Source organism: Aquabacter spiritensis (assembly GCF_004346185.1).
GTDB classification, from domain to species: Bacteria; Pseudomonadota; Alphaproteobacteria; order Rhizobiales; family Xanthobacteraceae; genus Aquabacter; species Aquabacter spiritensis.
Genome location: NZ_SMAI01000001.1, coordinates 17,673 through 32,467, shown reverse-complemented (window position 1 = coordinate 32,467; position 14,795 = coordinate 17,673). Strand labels below are relative to the sequence as shown.

Annotated in this window: 16 protein-coding genes; 7 read left to right on the top strand and 9 right to left on the bottom strand. The window is 68.7% G+C overall.

Translation table 11 applies throughout. The features are described from left to right. The 8 genes from EDC64_RS00145 to EDC64_RS00110 all read right to left on the bottom strand — a co-directional run bounded on the left by EDC64_RS00145 (position 1) and on the right by EDC64_RS00110 (position 7,432). On the bottom strand, positions 1–957 hold the full coding sequence (locus tag EDC64_RS00145; protein ID WP_132028274.1) for a type II secretion system F family protein: 957 nt from the start codon (positions 955–957) through the stop codon (positions 1–3). Further along, positions 954–2,330 carry a TadA family conjugal transfer-associated ATPase gene (locus EDC64_RS00140; RefSeq protein WP_132028271.1) on the bottom strand — a complete coding sequence of 459 codons (1,377 nt, stop codon included), beginning with the start codon at positions 2,328–2,330 and terminating at the stop codon, positions 954–956. Before EDC64_RS00140 ends, EDC64_RS00145 begins: the two co-directional genes overlap by 4 nt. A gap of 11 nt (positions 2,331–2,341) precedes the next feature. Beyond that, positions 2,342–3,631 (bottom strand): CpaE/TadZ family protein, encoded by a 1,290-nt coding sequence (locus EDC64_RS00135; protein WP_132028268.1) that lies wholly within the window; start codon positions 3,629–3,631, stop codon positions 2,342–2,344. Positions 3,632–3,639: 8 nt separating this feature from the next. Further along, complete coding sequence (locus EDC64_RS00130; RefSeq protein WP_165933584.1) at positions 3,640–4,347, bottom strand: CpaD family pilus assembly protein; 708 nt, start codon at positions 4,345–4,347, stop codon at positions 3,640–3,642. A 7-nt stretch (positions 4,348–4,354) separates the two neighbouring features. Beyond that, entirely contained in the window at positions 4,355–5,863 is a 1,509-nt protein-coding gene (locus EDC64_RS00125; RefSeq protein WP_132028262.1) for a type II and III secretion system protein family protein, read from the bottom strand. Further along, positions 5,853–6,641, bottom strand: a complete 789-nt coding sequence (gene cpaB, locus EDC64_RS00120; RefSeq protein WP_165933583.1) for a Flp pilus assembly protein CpaB — start codon at positions 6,639–6,641, stop codon at positions 5,853–5,855. The genes EDC64_RS00125 and cpaB overlap by 11 nt, the downstream gene beginning before the upstream one ends. A gap of 10 nt (positions 6,642–6,651) precedes the next feature. Further along, entirely contained in the window at positions 6,652–7,158 is a 507-nt protein-coding gene (locus EDC64_RS00115) for an A24 family peptidase (RefSeq protein WP_165933582.1), read from the bottom strand. An 82-nt stretch (positions 7,159–7,240) separates the two neighbouring features. Then, positions 7,241–7,432 (bottom strand): Flp family type IVb pilin, encoded by a 192-nt coding sequence (locus EDC64_RS00110; RefSeq protein ID WP_132028253.1) that lies wholly within the window; start codon positions 7,430–7,432, stop codon positions 7,241–7,243. 265 nt (positions 7,433–7,697) lie between these two features. Between EDC64_RS00110 and EDC64_RS00105 the strand changes: the two genes are divergently transcribed. From EDC64_RS00105 to EDC64_RS00095, 3 genes are read left to right on the top strand one after another with little or no spacing between them, the layout of a single operon-like run. Then, positions 7,698–8,258: a pilus assembly protein N-terminal domain-containing protein gene (locus EDC64_RS00105; RefSeq protein ID WP_165933581.1), complete on the top strand. Its 561-nt coding sequence runs from the start codon at positions 7,698–7,700 to the stop codon at positions 8,256–8,258. Positions 8,259–8,267: 9 nt separating this feature from the next. Then, on the top strand, positions 8,268–8,816 hold the full coding sequence (locus EDC64_RS00100) for a TadE/TadG family type IV pilus assembly protein (RefSeq protein ID WP_245504520.1): 549 nt from the start codon (positions 8,268–8,270) through the stop codon (positions 8,814–8,816). After that, positions 8,813–9,454, top strand: coding sequence for a hypothetical protein (locus EDC64_RS00095; protein ID WP_132028244.1), 642 nt, complete (start codon positions 8,813–8,815; stop codon positions 9,452–9,454). The genes EDC64_RS00100 and EDC64_RS00095 overlap by 4 nt, the downstream gene beginning before the upstream one ends. Positions 9,455–9,722: 268 nt before the next feature. On the opposite strand, the gene EDC64_RS00090 is transcribed toward EDC64_RS00095, so the two are convergent. Next, positions 9,723–9,974 (bottom strand): GlsB/YeaQ/YmgE family stress response membrane protein, encoded by a 252-nt coding sequence (locus EDC64_RS00090; protein WP_132028241.1) that lies wholly within the window; start codon positions 9,972–9,974, stop codon positions 9,723–9,725. 388 nt (positions 9,975–10,362) lie between these two features. Here EDC64_RS00090 and EDC64_RS00085 point away from each other — a divergent pair, with 388 nt between their 5' ends. From EDC64_RS00085 to EDC64_RS00070, 4 genes are all read left to right on the top strand, one after another. Then, positions 10,363–11,349 carry a Bug family tripartite tricarboxylate transporter substrate binding protein gene (locus EDC64_RS00085; protein WP_132028238.1) on the top strand — a complete coding sequence of 329 codons (987 nt, stop codon included), beginning with the start codon at positions 10,363–10,365 and terminating at the stop codon, positions 11,347–11,349. A gap of 113 nt (positions 11,350–11,462) precedes the next feature. After that, complete coding sequence (locus tag EDC64_RS00080) at positions 11,463–12,953, top strand: aldehyde dehydrogenase family protein (protein ID WP_132028235.1); 1,491 nt, start codon at positions 11,463–11,465, stop codon at positions 12,951–12,953. Between the two features lie 65 nt (positions 12,954–13,018). Continuing rightward, positions 13,019–14,011 carry an NAD-dependent epimerase/dehydratase family protein gene (locus tag EDC64_RS00075; RefSeq protein WP_132028232.1) on the top strand — a complete coding sequence of 331 codons (993 nt, stop codon included), beginning with the start codon at positions 13,019–13,021 and terminating at the stop codon, positions 14,009–14,011. 37 nt (positions 14,012–14,048) lie between these two features. After that, positions 14,049–14,768: a 4-carboxy-4-hydroxy-2-oxoadipate aldolase/oxaloacetate decarboxylase gene (locus EDC64_RS00070; RefSeq protein ID WP_132028229.1), complete on the top strand. Its 720-nt coding sequence runs from the start codon at positions 14,049–14,051 to the stop codon at positions 14,766–14,768. Positions 14,769–14,795: the final 27 nt, after the last annotated feature.

The following is a 14,795-nucleotide window of genomic DNA, read 5'->3' as shown; positions in this document are numbered from 1 at the left end:
CTAGACCCGCACGCGCGTCATGCGCGCCAGGACCAGGAAGCCGAGAAGGACCCAGAGGCACACCCCGACCAGGGTCGCCTGTCCGGCGAAGGTGGTGAACATGAGCTTCGCCTGTTCCCGGTTGAGGGCGATGGTGAAGCCCAGCATGGCGAACGGCAGCAAAGCGAGGAATTTGGCGGAAGCGGTCTGCTCGGCCATCATCGAGGAGATCTTTTTCGCCAGGCGCCGCCGCTCGCGCAGCGTGTGCGAGAGGTTCATCAAGGTCTCGGCGATGGCGCCGCCCTCCGCGCTCTGCACCGCGATCGCGATCGACAGGAAGCGGGTCTCGTCGATCGGCACGCGCGTGGCCATGCGGTCCACCGCTTCGGAGAGCGAGGCGCCGAGTTGCTGCTCGTCCTCGACGATGCGGAATTCCCGCCGCACCGGGTCGCGGGTCTCGCGGGCGGCGGTGTGGATGCAGTCATTGATCGGCCGTCCCGCCCGCACCCCGCGGGCGATCAGGTCGAGCGCGTTCGGCAATTCTTCGGCGAAGCGCGCGAAGCGCCGGTCCCTGAGATGACGGAGCACCAGGATCGGGGCCAGGATAGCGGCTGCGACGCCGGCCAGAGGCGCGACGATGCGCGCCTCGAACACGGCGAGGCAGACCAGCGCCACCGCGGCGCCGAACGCCGCCGCCGCGAGCAGCACCTGGGCGCGGGTCCAGCCGATATCCGCCTGATCGATCAGCGCACCGAGCCGCAGGGTGCCGCGGGCGCCGCTCTTTGCGGCGTTCGCCTTCATGAGCTGCGCCACCTCCTCCTGCGCGCTGCCGCGGGGGGCGGCGTCGGGCGCGCGCGCGGCCAGCGCCCGGATCCGGCGGGTCACCGCCGCCTCCTGCGCCACGTCGGGCAGGAACAGCGTGTAGATCAGGGCGACGACCGAAAGGCCGGCCAGGGCGGCGACGAGGAGGGGCGTCATGGCGCCCCCGCCGGGTGCAGCGCCTGGACCAAGCGGGCCTCTTCGCCGATCCGTTCGGCATGGGCGAAGAAAGCGGGCTTGGTGGCGAGGTTCACCTTCAGTTTCTGATCCTTGAAATCATAGACGAAAATGTCCGACAGGAGGGTCTGGCCGCCGTCGAGGCCGAGGACTTCCGAGATGTGCGTCACGACCCGGCGGCCGCTCGGCAATTGCTGGGTCTGGATGATGATGTCGAGCGAATCCGCGATCGCCTTCTGGATGTTGATGGACGGCGTCGCCTGCTGGGAGGCGTTCTCGCGGATGCAGGTTTCCAGCCGTCCGAGGGCCCCGCGCGGATTGTTGGCGTGGATCGTCCCCATCGAGCCGGCATGGCCGGTGCTCATGGCCTGGACGAGGTCGAGGGCCTCCGCGCCGCGCACCTCGCCGACGATGATGCGGTTCGGCTTCATGCGCAGCGCGTTGCGCAGGATGTCGCGCATGGTGATCTCGGCCGTGCCCTCGGCCGAGGCCGGCCGGGTTTCGAGCCGCACCACATGGCGCTGCTGGAGCTGGAGTTCGGCCGTGTCCTCGCAGGTGATGATGCGCTCGCGCGGATCGATCGATCCGGTCACGCAATTGAGGAGCGTGGTCTTTCCCGAGCCCGTGCCGCCGCTGATCAGCACGTTCAGCGGGCATTTGCCGATGATCCGCAGGACCTCCGCCGCCTCCGGCGTCACGGATCCGAGCGCCACGAGGTCGGGCATGCGCAGCTTTTCCCGCCGGAACTTGCGGATCGTCAGATGGGTGCCGTCGAGCGCGATGGGCGGCACGACGATGTTGATGCGCGAACCGTCCGGCAGCCGCGCGTCGCAGGTCGGGGTAAAGGAATCGACCCGCCGGCCGACGCCTTCCGCCATCTTCCGGCAGACGCGCAGCAGCGCCTCCTCGTCGCGGAACTGGATGTCGGTTTCGTAGGTCTGACCGCGCTTCTCGATATAGACGGTGCGGTGGGAGTTCACCATGATCTCGCTGATCTCGTCATCGGCGAGCAGCGGTTCGAGCGGGCCGTAGCCGTCCATCTCGGCGACCATCTCGACCAGCAGGCGGTCGCGCTCCGCCCGGGTGAGGATGATGCCGCCATCGGTGGTGAGGATGCCGAGGATCGCATCGCGGATCCGCTGTCGGGCCTCGCCCGGCCGCTCCACCTTGGCGGTGGCGAGGAAGTCGACCATCTCCATCAGATGGCCGCGGACCTTCTCGCACGCCGCGTCGTAGCGCAGCCGCTCGTCCGCGGGCGGGGCGGGGGCCACCGGCAGGAACGGGACCGAAGAGCGGGGCAGGGGATCGACGGCGTCGGCGCCCCATCCGAACAATCTGCGCCGCGGATGCTCCATGCCGGCCTCCCTCAGCCGAACAGCTTGCGGACGGCGGGAAGCCGTTCCGCGAGGCTGCGCAGGATCCGCACCCGGGACGGCGGCGTCTCGCGGCCGGCGACCCGCGCGGCCAGGGCGCGGAACACCCGCGCGGCGTCGTGGGTCGGCGCCCGCTCGCTCAGCACGCGGCCGTTCTGTTCGCTGATGCTGAAGGCGCGCGGGTCGTGGGCGATGGTTAAGAGCTCCCGGGCCGGCCGGCCGAAGATCTCCGCCAACTCGGTCACCTTCAATTCCTGCCTTTGGGCGACGCCCATCTGATTGAGCACGACGATCGGCCGGCTTTCCGCGCCGCGCAGCGCGCGCATCTGGCGCATCACCGCCTGGGCATTGGCGGCGGCGGCGAAATCCGGCGTCACCACGAGCACGATCTGGGTGGCCTGGGTGAGATGGGCGATGGCGGCCGGCGACCAGATCAAAGGCGTGTCGCTGATCGTCATGGCGTGCGCGCCCATCAGCAGCGGAACGAGCCGCTCGAACGCGAGGCCGGCATCCCCCCGCGCGCAGGCCTCGAGATTGGGGGCGGCGGTGAGGAGCTTCAGGCGCGCGCCCTTCGGCACGAGCAATTGTTCGAGCGCCGGGCCGTCGAGGAGGGCGGGGGAATAGAGATAGACCGAATGTTCGAGGCTCGGCGTGACGTCGAACTGGCTGGCGACGGCGCCGAACGGCAGCTTGAGGTCGGCGAGCACGGTGTCGAGCGCCAGCTCCTCCGCCAGCACATAAGCCAGATTGCAGGCCACGGTGGTGGCGCCGACCCCGCCGCGGCTGCCGAGCACCACGACGGAGGCGCCGAGCGTCTCGGTTTCCGCCTCGGCGGCGAGGACCCGGGCCAAAGCGGCGACGAAGTCGCCGGGCGCGAGCGGCGCGAGCAGATAATCGGAGGCGCCCTCGCGCAGCAGGCGCTGATAGAGCTTCATGTCGTTGGAATGGCCGATCACGAACACCCGGGTATGGCCGCTGCACACCCCCGCGAGCCGTTCGAGGTCGGCCATCAGGGTGGTGGTCTCGGGCAGCACCTCGACCACGATCACCTGCGGCGCGCGCTGCATCCCGCGGATCGCCTGAACCGCCCCGTCTATGCCGCCGCCGCCGACCCGGGAGTCGACCCGCACCATGCGCTCGTGGGCGCACGCCTCGGTCATGCTCTCCATCACCGCGTGCGAGCGGCAGAAGGCGTGCAGCGTCAGGCGCGGCAGCAGAAAGGGGCCGTCTTCCGCCTGCGGCTGCGGCTGCGGCTGCGTCTGCGTCGGTGTCTGCACGCGCATCGCCGCCCTCACGAGCCGGAGGCGCTGGCGGCGGTCGGGCCGTAATCCGTCGAGGGATCGTTTCCGGTGCGCAATTGCTGAATGTCGTTGACGCGCTTCACGGTGTCGGCCGGCCCCTCGACGCGGGGGCGCACCAGATCGAGCGGATCGGCTGCCTGGAGCGCGAGGTTGGTCTGGCTGGCGCAGCCGAGATTCCAATAGGGCTCGTTCTGGAAGCTCTCGAACCCGGCCCCGGCCGCGAGGTCATAGGGCCAGTCGTTGCACGGGTGCGGCACGGTCGCGGTCAGCTTGGCGAAGGACAGGTTGAGCGGGCTCTGCGGGCCGAGGCCGGTGGCGTCGTATTCGCTCCAGCGGATGTTGCGCGCATCGATGCCGGTCCCGACCAAAGCCGTGCGCACCGCCCGCGCATTGGTCTTCACCAGCGGCGTCGGCCGGCCGGCGACCACGGGGACCGAGACCTGGATGACCCCCATCGTCTCCGTGCGGAAGGCGTGGCCGAAGGCGCGGACGTCGTCGGCCTGGCGGGGGTCGAGGCCATAAGCCCAGCGCGGGATCACCGCGAGGCGGGCCGGCTGCTGCGACAGCAGGATGGGGTGACGGACGCGATAGTCCTGCGGATAGGTGGTGCCGTCGAACGGCAGGGGCTCCCCGGCACAGCCGCAGAGCACCGCCGCGAGGCCCAGGGGGATCAAAGCGAGGGCGGAGCGACGCGGCATCGGGGCCTCAATCGATGATGAAGCCGGTATGGCCGTAGAAGGCGGCCGGCGGCGGCGGGGCATTGGGCAGCGCAGGCGTCGCGGTCTCGCGCAGCACGGCCGGCGCGTCCCGGCCGGTGACGCGGTTCACCTGGCCGAGGAAATTGCCCCGGATGTCGGGGGCGTCGGCAAATCCGTCGGTCGGGCGGGCGGCCTGCGGCGCGGCCACCGCGCGGGCGAGGATCGGCGTCACCAGGATCATCAGCTCGGTTTCCTGGCGCATATAGTCCCGGCTGCGGAACAGCGTGCCGAGGACCGGGATCTCCATCGCGCCGGGAATGCCGGTGATCGCCTGCCGGCCGTTCTCCTGGATCAGCCCGGCGGTGACGAGGGTGCCGCCCGAGGGCAGTTCGACCGTGGTCTCCGACTTGCGCAGGCGGAAGCCGGGGATCGTCAAGCTCTGATTGCCGGCGGCGGGCACCACCAGCCGGCTGTTGGGATCGACCTCGGAGACCTCGGTCGCGACCCGCAGGCTGATGCGTCCCGCCGAGAGCACGACCGGGCTGAAGGTGAGGGACACGCCGAATTTCTTGAACTCGATCGAGGGCTGGCAGACATTCGTGGTGGAACAGGTGATGCCGGTGGGGATCGGCACCTCGCCCCCGGCCATGAAGGTGGCGGTCTCGCCCGATATCGCGGTGAGATTGGGCTCGGCGAGCGTGCGGGCGACGCCGGCCTGCTCCATCGCCCGCAGCGTCGCGACGCCGTCGCTATTGCCGATGCTGACGAAGGAATTGGTCAGGGCCTGGCCGGCGACGCCATAGGGATTGTTCATCAGCGCGGCCACCGCCACGTCGCCGATCTTCCATGCGCCGTCGGCATTGATGCCGAGCTGCTTCAGCACGTTGCGCTGGATTTCCGCGACCGTGACGCGCAGCATCACCTGTTCCTTGCCGCGCAGCGCGAGGGCGTTGACCACCTTGCCCTCGGGGGGCAGGAAGCCGCCGGCGATATCGGCCGCAAGCGTCGCTTCCAGCGCCGAGGCGACGACGCCCGACAGCACGACATTGGCGCCGCTGAAGCGCGCCGTGACCTTCGCTTCCGGCAAGGCCGCGCGCAGCGCATCGGAGAGCGCGCCGGTGTCGCGGGCGACGCGCACCTCGATCAAAGCGATCTGCTGGCCCTGGGCATTGGAGACGATGATGGTGGTGGCGCCTTCGCCGATGCCGGTGACGTAGAGCCGCCGCGCCGTCTGCACCACGGCATTGGCGATGCCGGGATTGGCGACATAAGCGTCGCGCGCGGCGCTCGGCAGGTCGACGACGGTCGAGCGGCCGAACGCGACGTCGACCCGGCGCACCTGTGCCGGGGCGGGCGCCGGTGCCGGCGGGCTGGCGGCGAGGCCTTCGAAGCCGGTGCTGGCGGTGGAGGCCGTGCTGAACAGGCTGCGGTCCTGCGCCTGCGCCGCCGGCGCGGCGAGAACGAGCAGGCACGCCGCGAGCCAAGCGGCGCGGGCCGGGCGCAGGCTATTGGTCACGCGCCTGCCCGTATCTGACGATGGTGAGGGCCTTGGTGGCGGCGAGGCGGGCTTCCTCCTGCTCCACGACCAGCGGCTCGTTGACCGGGCGCAGCGTGAGCCAGAGATTGGCGTCGCCGGTGCGCATCACCGCGATCAGCTCCTCGGCCTGGGCGGGGGTGACTTCGAGGGTCGCGGTCTCCCCGGTAATGACCTTCTGGCCGATATTTTCGGACAATTGCTGGCCCACGGCGAGCACCCGAATGCCGGACATCAGCGTGCGGGCGGTGAGGTCGGGACGGGCGCCGCGCACGTCGGGGCGGGCGAGGATCACGTCGACGCGGTCCTGGGGGAAGATGAAGCCGCCGACCGAGCGGCCGCCGCGCGCATCGATCGCGACCGCCACCGCCCGCATGCCCTCGCGCAGATTGCTGGCGAGGAAGCCGGCTTCCAGCGGGGCGATCCGGGCGGTGGTGACGATGTCGCCTTTGGTGAGAAACTGCCGTGCGGTGGCGTTGACCATCGTCTTCGGCGCGTCCGGCCTGTCCTTGCGGCGCAGCGCACCCGAGGGAATGCCGTCCGCCAGCATCGCCTGCCAGCGCACGTCGGCGGCGGCGAGCCGCTCGCCGGGCTTGAGGTCGCGGGCGGCGACGAGCACCTCTTCGAGCTTGACCTGGCCGGTCTCCGCCGCGGTGCCCTGCGCGCGCGGCGGCTGGGGCGCGTTGGCCATCACGGCGAGAAAGGCCAGAAGGCCGCCAATGGCCGCCGCGCTGCCGACGATGAGGCGTTTGGGGCGCATGGCGGCTTGCCTATTGGGTCCAGATCGCCACCGCGGCAGCGATGGCGAGGGGCACGCCGTACGGGCCTTCCAGCTTGCGGATCGGCGTCGTGCCATAGGCCGCCTCGCCGAGCCAGCCGATCGACAGCAGGCGCGCGGGCAGCGCGACCGGGGCGATGCGCAGCAGCACCATGGCGAGCATGAAGGCGACCGAGCAGAGAATGCCGGTGGTCAGGAATTGCAGCAGCGCCGGGCCGAAGCCGAGCCACAGGCCGATGCCGGAGATCAGCTTGACGTCGCCGCCGCCGAGCTGGCCGACCAGAGCGAGGGCGAGGCAGATGGCGAACAAGGCCGCGGCCGCCCCGGCATGGGACACCAGAGCCTCGGCCGACAGGCCGGTCAGCGCCGCGACCGGAACGAAGGCGGCGAAAATCAAAAGGTTCAGGCGGTTCGGGATACGCAGGGTCAGAAGATCATGGATGGCGGCCCATGCCACCAGACAGGTGAAGACCAGTTTTCCCGCGATTTCGACTGTCACACCACGCTCCGCGTACCGGCGGACGCTCGCGTGCGAGCGTCCGCGTTGAAACCGGGCCGGCCGCAACGGCCGGCGACTGCGATCACTGCGGCATTTCGATCTCGGCGTTGACGCCGGTGAACAGGCCCGTCAGCGTGGTCTCGGTCGCGGTCAGGCCAGCGATCACGGCCATGCCGACGCCGACGATGCCGGTCAGGATGAGGCCGTATTCCACCGACAGGGCGCCGCGGTCGGAGCGCAGGACGGCAGCAATCTTGCTCAGAACGGTAGTCATCTGAAAACCCCTTTGACTGACACGTCGCGTCTGCGACAGGCGCCATATGCCCATCCGTTAATGAATTGTTAATGACGGAAAAATCTAGATTAGACACAATATTATATCAGTTTGATGACCGAGTTTAACAGTAGTCGACGAATAAACCTAAGTTTCGTTAACTATTCGCGGATTGCGCTGGGGCGGGCGAAAAACTACAGTCGCCGCGGTCTTTCCGAACCCCCGGGCGCAGATGGCAGTTTTACGTGGCAGATGGCGGCGCGCCGTGGCCCTGGCGGGCGCCCTCCTTCTCGCGGTCCCAGCCGCGACGCCGGCTGTTCAGGCGGAGCCGGTGCCGGCCTTGACCGGCGCGGTCGCGGTGACGCTGGACGCCGCCGCGATCTTCAGCCTGCCGTCCGAGGCCGAGATCGTGATCGTCGGAAATCCCGCCATCGCCGACGTGTCCAAGCCGCCCAAGAGCGCGAATTTCGTCGTGGTGACCGGCAAATCCTTCGGTCAGACCAACATCATCCTGATGGACAAAGCCGGCCTGCAGATCGCCGCCGCGGACGTGCGGGTGGTGCCGCCATCGGCGGCGACGGTCACGGTGCAGCGCGGGACGGACAGCCGGGTGACCTATTCCTGCGCGCCGGTCTGCGTCCAGGCCTTCACGCTCGGCGACAGCATGGAGGCGTCCCAGGCTTTGGCCGGCCAGATCCAGCAGCGCCAGATTATCGCCTTGCCGCCCCAGCCGGCGGGGACGGTCCTGCCGCCCTATCCGGCGCCCGGCGCCGCGCTTCCCTCGGTCGGGAACGTGATCGGCGCGGGCGTGTTCGGGCCGAGATAGGCCGTGAGCATGGCGAACCTGCGGTTGCGCCTGCGGGGGAGCGGGGGCGCGCTGTCCGTCGATTTCGCTCTGGTGGTGGTGCCGGTCCTTTTCCTCATCCTCGCTTTGTTCGAAATCTGCACCACGCTTCTCGCGCAGAACACGCTCGACCGCGCGGTGAGTGCCGCCGCGCGCGGGCTGGCGGACGGCACGCTCGCGGCCTCCGGGACGGCATCCGCGCTCCGGACGCGGATCTGCGGCGCCTTCGTCCTGATCCCGCAATCCGCGTGCGAAGCCCATCTGCGGGTGGACCTGCGCGCGCTCACGAGCGATGCCGCCGTTCCGAGTGCGGTTGCCGGCGGCGCGATCAACGACGCGGCCTTCGGCGACGCCCCGGCCGCCGCCGCCGATGACGTGATCCTGGTCCGGGCGGCGCTGCCGCTGCCGCCGCTGACGCCGTTTTCCCTGAATTGGTGGCCGCGCGTCGCCGACGGGGAGGGGACAGTGCATCTGCTGATCGCGACCGCCGCCGTGCGGCGCGACCCCTATGCCGCCTATCAGTCCGCGGGTGCACCGTGAGACGGCGTGTCGCCCGCCTGCGCGCCCGGCTCGCGGACATGCTGCGGGACGAGCGGGGCGTCGGCGCCGTCGAACTCGGCCTGATCCTGCCCGGGCTTCTCGGGGTCTATCTCGGCCTGCTCCATTATGCCGAGCGGATCACGGTTCAGACCAAGGTGTCGCGCGCCGCCGCGACCCTGGCGGCTCTCGCCGCCGGCACGTCCGAGATTTCCGATGCGCAGATGGCGGCGATGATGAACGCCGCCCGCGCGGTGCTCGATCCGGCGGACGGCACCGTCGCCTTGGTCCTGTCCAGCGTCGCGGCACAGGAGGAGGGCGCATCCGTGCGCTGGAGCGACGCCTCCGGCGCGGCGCCGCTGGAGCGGGGCGCGCTCTTCGTGTTCGAGGGGGACGCCGCTGGGCTCGCGCGGGCGGGCAAGGTCGTGCTGGTCGCCGAGGCCGCGCTGACTCACCCCTCGCGCCTCGCCCTTGCCTGGAACGCGTTCGCGCCGGCGCCGCTCCATGCCGCGCCGGTGACGGTGTTCCGGGACCGTGTGCATGCCTTCCCGTTGCCGGTGACGGCGGGCGCCGAGGCGGATGCGCCCCCGGCCGCCGTCGCGCCGGCGCGGGTTCTCGGCTCGGGCGAGGTGCTGCAGTGAAGCGTGGCGCGCTGCGACGTAGCCCCTGGTGGGATGGGGGCCGACGCTGCGGGGGAGAAAAAGCGGTTGGGCACCCCGGCGTGCACCAAATTGGCCGCGGCGTTCGCCAAATCGGCCCGATTGACCGGTCTTGCCGGTTCACCAGGAGCGGGTCCGCTCAGGGTTCAGACCACCCGGGAGACGAGGCCGCCGCCCGACGGTGCGATGCCCGGCCCGCTCGGAACTGCCGAGCGAGCCGGGGTGTTTCATGCGCCGGTCGGATCAGGCTCTAACGCCGGACCGCCCGGACGATGGCGATCAGGATACAGGCGCCCACGATGCCGGCGATGAGATAGCCGAGCCAGCCGCCGAAGCTGACGCCGAGCAGGCCGAACAGGAAGCTCGCCACGGCTGCGCCGATGATGCCGAGCACGATGTTGAGAAGTAGTCCGGTCGAACTTCCCATGAAGCTGGAAGCGATCCAGCCCGCGAGCCCGCCGATGATGATGGCCGCGATCCAGCCGATCTGTGCGTCTTCCATGTCCGTGCCCCTTGTGCCGGTTCAAATCGAGCGTCGCCCGCTGGCCGAAGCGACCGTGCGGGGTCAGCCCCCGCTGTCTGAACCCCGAGGTGCCGGGGTTGTTCCGCTCCGCCGTGGCGACGGTCCCGAAGATGTCGCCGCTGCGGACGTTCTGTCCGGCGAGATGCGGCGGCGCCGGGATTTCCCGCCGCTTCCGCGGCTTGAGGCAGGGTCAAATCCACCTTCAGTATGCCCGGGCTTTATACTTCTATCGTAATTTCCCCAATTGCGTTCTCAAGGGAACAAACTTACCATCAAACTTATGCCTTCTTCTAATAGAAGAACAAAAATCAATAAATAAAAAACAGTATAATCAAAATAAAAGAAAACAAAAAGGGAGGATTTTGCTATGAATTCGCGTCGTATGCTTGGATGGCTGCTCGTCGCGGCGGCGTGCGCGCTGCTGGGGCCGGCCGGGGCGGGCGCCGAGACGTTTCCTGCGCGCTACATCAAGATCGTGGTGCCCACCGGAGCCGGCGGGGCCGCCGACATTGTTTCCCGTCTCGTCGCGGACAAGGTTCAGACCTCCATCGGCAAGCCGGTCGTGGTCGAAAACCGTCCGGGCGCGAACGGCAATACCGGAGCCGAGGCCGTCATCGCGGCACCCGCCGACGGCTATACGATCATGATGGGTCATATCGGCCTGATGTCGGTGAACCGGCACATCTACAACAAGATGACCTTCAACCCGCTCGACGAGTTCACGCCCATCGTGGCGGCGACCACCTATCCGATCGTGCTGGTGGTGAATCCCAAGCTGCCGATCCATAACCTCAAAGACCTGATCGCTTATGCCAAGGCCAATCCCGGAAAGCTGAACTATTCATCCAGCGGCTTCGGCAGTTCGTTCCACATGGCGACCGCCATGCTGGGCAGACAAGGCGGGATCGAACTCACCCACATCCCCTTCGCCGCGACGGCGCAGGCTTTGGCGGCGGTGATGGCCGGGCAGGTGGACATGACCTTCACCGACATCATCGTCGGCGTGCCGCAGATCAATGCGGGCAATGTCCGGGCGATCGCCGTCAGCGGCAGCCAGCGCATTCCCTCGCTGCCGAACGTGCCCACCGCATCGGAATCCGGCCTGCCGAATTTCGACATCGTCGGGTGGAACGGCTTCGTCGCGAAGACCGGCACGCCGCAAGACCGGATCCTGTTTCTCAATGAGCACATCAACATGGCGCTGAAGTCGCCCGAGGTCCAGGCGCGGATCGCGCAGCTGGGGGCGGACGTGGCCGGCGGGAGCCCGGAAAAGTTCGGCAAATTCATCGCCAGCGAAGACAAGAAGTGGGGCGATCTGGTGGCGAGCGGCCAGGTGAAGCTGGCGGTTCAATAGCGGCGGAACGGCCCGCCGGCGCCGGGCGAAGGTCCGGCGCCGGCCTCCCTCGATCCCAGACGCCTCTCCCGGACCGGGGACGGGCGCGACGCAATCTCGGAGACACGCGACCCATGTCCAATGCCAATTCGGCGCTCGATGCGGCCAGCCGGGCGATCGGCACCTCCCCCATGACAGGACGGATGCTGCTCGGCGGCGATCTGGTGGAAAGCCTGGGGGGCGGGTGGATGGACTGCGTCAACCCGGCCAACGAGGATTATATCGGGCGCGTGCCGCGCGGAACCGCGGCGGACGTGGAGCGCGCCGTGGCGGCGGCGGAGACGGCGCAGGCGGACTGGGCGGCCCTGTCGGTGGCGCAGCGCTCCGACTATCTGATGCGCCTCGGCGACGCCATCATGAAGCGGGCCGAGGACATCCTGCAGGTGGAGGTCTCCGACACCGGGAACCCGATCACGGCCATGCGCAACGACATCGCCTCGGGGGTGGATCGGCTGCGCTATTTCGCCGGCCTCGGATACGAGCTGCAGGGCAAGAGCATTCCCGCCACGCCGGACAATCTGCACTTCACCGTCCGCGAGCCCTATGGTGTGGTCGGGCGCATTCTCGCCTTCAACCATCCGATCAATTTCGCCATCGTGGGCATGGCCTCGCCGCTCATGGCGGGCAATGCGGTGATCCTGAAGCCCTCCGAGCAGAGCCCGCTCTCGGCCTCCCTTCTGGCGGAGATCGCGCGCGACATCCTGCCGCCGGGCGTGCTCAACATCCTCTCGGGCGACGCCGAGGTGGGCAATGCCCTCGTGCGCCATCCCCGCGTGAAGCGCCTGTCCTTCGTCGGCTCCGCGCGCACCGGCATGGCGATCCAGCGCTCCGCCGCCGAGGTCGCGGTCAAGCACGTCTCGCTGGAACTCGGCGGCAAGAACCCCTTCATCGTGTTCCCCGACGTGGACGTCGACAAGGTGGCCACGGCCGCCGTCGCAGGCATGAATTTCACCTGGCAGGGCCAGTCCTGCGCCTCCACCAGCCGCCTCTTCGTCCATGACGACATTTATGACGCGGTTCTCGACCGGGTGACGCAGAAGGTCGCCGCCATTCGGGTCGGCGATCCGTTCGACCCCGCGACCCAGATGGGGGCGATCAATTCCGCGCACCAGCTCCGCAAGGTCGAGCATTATGTGGCGGCCGGCCGGGAAGACGGCGGCCGCCTGGTGGCGGGGGGCAAGCGGCCGCCCGGCGACGCGTTCCGGACGGGCTATTGGATCGAGCCCACGGTGTTCGCCGATGTCGCGCCCGACGCCCGCATCGCCCGCGAGGAGATTTTCGGCCCCGTCCTCTCGGTCCTGCGCTGGTCGGACGTGGATGCGGTGGTGAAGCAGGCGAACGCGGTGGAATACGGCCTCACCGCGGCAGTCTGGACCCGCGACATCTCGGTCGCTTTGCGCACCGCCCAGAAGATCCAGGCCGGATACATCTGGATCAACGGCATCAACGCCCATGTCCGTGCCGTGCCCTATGGCGGGTACAAGAACAGTGGTGTCGGCCGGGAGCGTGGAATCGAAGAAATGTTCTCCTACACGGAAGAAAAATCCATTCACATCATGCTGTGACACGCAGTTCCGAAGGCGGACGTGGCGGCGCGCCGGGATGCGCGCCGAAGGAGAGAGGGCGGAAAATGAAGATCGAGGGCGGAAAATTCCTGATCACCGGCGGAGCCAGCCAGATCGGGGCCCATATCACGCTGCAATTGCTGCAGGCGAACGTGGGTGAAGTGGTGCTGTTCGACAATTACGCGCTCGGCTCGCCGGAGGCCATCGAAGACCTGCTCGCGGATCCCCGGGTCAGACTGGTGAAGGGCGACATCCTGCGCACCCACGAACTCTACGACCAGCTCGAGGGCGTCAGCGGCGTCTTCGCCACCGCAGGCTTCCTCACCCTGCCTTTGTCGCTCAACCCGCATCTCGGCGTCGCCGTCAACGTGCAGGGCATGCTCAACGTCTATGACGCCTGCCGGTATCGCGGCGTCGAGAAGGTGATCTTCTCCTCCTCCGTGGCGGCCTATGGCGAGCCCTCGGCCGACCTCATCGACGAGGCGACGCCCTGGACCTGGGCGAACCTGCAGCCCGGCGCCGCGCTCTACGCGGCCTCGAAGATCATGGGCGAGAATTTCGGCCGGCTCTACCACGACCGCTACGGCGTGAAGTCGGTGAATCTGCGCTATTCCTCGGTCTATGGCGAGCGCCAGCATTTGCGGGCGGTGAATTCCGTCTACATCATCGACACCTATGAGCGCCTGCGCCGCGGCGAACGGCCGATCATCCCCGACGACGGCCGGGAAGTGCACGATTACATCCATGTCACGGACGTCGCCCGCGCCAATGTCATGGCGATGGCGAGCGACGTCTCGCGCGAGAGCTTCAACGTCGCGACCGGCACCGCCACCACCCTCAACCGGCTGGTCGAGATCGTGCAGGCGATCACCGGCACCAATCTCGAGCCGGACTACCGGACCCCGCCCGGCAAGATCCGCGCGGCGGTGTCGACCCAGCTCGATTTCTCGGTCGAGAAGATCGAACGCATGGTCGGGTGGAAGGCGGAAATCTCGTTCGAGGAGGGCATCCGCCGCATGATCGCCTGGCGCGAGCAGGAGCAGCGGCGGGCGGCGTGAGCCGCCGAAGGCCCGAACCAAGCGAGGAAGGACAGCCATGTACGGCCACATCTACACCACCTTTGCGCGTGCCGACCCGGACCTTCTCCGCCGCTTCGAAGGCGTGCCGACCGCGACCCTCAGCGACGCCATGGGGCGCCACGGCGCCATGCGGTCGCAGATCCGGCCGATCTTCGAGGATGTCCGCATGGTCGGCTCGGCCTTCACCGTGCTCTGTTTCCCCGGGGACAATCTCATGACGCACAAAGCGTTGCAGATGGTGGGGCCGGGCGATGTCCTGGTCATCGACGACGGCGATCACGACACCGGCTGCTTCGGCCACCGCAGCGCCGTCCAGGCGCGTTCGCGCGGCGGCGTCGGCGTGGTCGCGAGCGGGTCGATCCGCGACCTCGCTCTGCTGCGCCGCGAGCGCTTCCCGGTGTTCTGCCGCAGCGTCTCCCCGCGGGCGCCGCAGAAGAACACGCCGGGATCCATCAACGTGCCGGTGCATGTGGGCGGGCTGGTGGTCTATCCCGGCGACATCGTGGTGGGCGACGACGACGGCGTCGTCGTCGTGCCGCTGGCGCAGGCCGCGCAGATCCTGGAGACGGCGCTCCGCCGCGACACGCTCGAAGCGGACGCCATGGCGCGGGGGAAGACCGGCGAATTGCCGCTCGATCCCAATCAAGGCGCGCTCGACCTCGCCGCGCTTTTGCGCGGCAAGGTGATCGAGCATGACGAGCCGTTTCCCCGCCCGGCCGCGCCGCTTTCGCGTTAATTCGGCGCCCGGCGCCCGGAGGACGAC

Bases quoted from the DNA above. Each gene is read 5' to 3' on its own strand.
- EDC64_RS00145 (WP_132028274.1), bottom strand. From the start codon at position 957: ATGACGCCCCTCCTCGTCGCCGCCCTGGCCGGCCTTTCGGTCGTCGCC.
- EDC64_RS00140 (WP_132028271.1), bottom strand. From the start codon at position 2,330: ATGGAGCATCCGCGGCGCAGATTGTTCGGATGGGGCGCCGACGCCGTC.
- EDC64_RS00135 (WP_132028268.1), bottom strand. From the start codon at position 3,631: ATGCGCGTGCAGACACCGACGCAGACGCAGCCGCAGCCGCAGCCGCAG.
- EDC64_RS00130 (WP_165933584.1), bottom strand. From the start codon at position 4,347: ATGCCGCGTCGCTCCGCCCTCGCTTTGATCCCCCTGGGCCTCGCGGCG.
- cpaB (WP_165933583.1), bottom strand. From the start codon at position 6,641: ATGCGCCCCAAACGCCTCATCGTCGGCAGCGCGGCGGCCATTGGCGGC.
- EDC64_RS00110 (WP_132028253.1), bottom strand. From the start codon at position 7,432: ATGACTACCGTTCTGAGCAAGATTGCTGCCGTCCTGCGCTCCGACCGC.
- EDC64_RS00100 (WP_245504520.1), top strand. From the start codon at position 8,268: ATGGCGAACCTGCGGTTGCGCCTGCGGGGGAGCGGGGGCGCGCTGTCC.
- EDC64_RS00090 (WP_132028241.1), bottom strand. From the start codon at position 9,974: ATGGAAGACGCACAGATCGGCTGGATCGCGGCCATCATCATCGGCGGG.
- EDC64_RS00085 (WP_132028238.1), top strand. From the start codon at position 10,363: ATGAATTCGCGTCGTATGCTTGGATGGCTGCTCGTCGCGGCGGCGTGC.
- EDC64_RS00080 (WP_132028235.1), top strand. From the start codon at position 11,463: ATGTCCAATGCCAATTCGGCGCTCGATGCGGCCAGCCGGGCGATCGGC.
- EDC64_RS00075 (WP_132028232.1), top strand. From the start codon at position 13,019: ATGAAGATCGAGGGCGGAAAATTCCTGATCACCGGCGGAGCCAGCCAG.
- EDC64_RS00070 (WP_132028229.1), top strand. From the start codon at position 14,049: ATGTACGGCCACATCTACACCACCTTTGCGCGTGCCGACCCGGACCTT.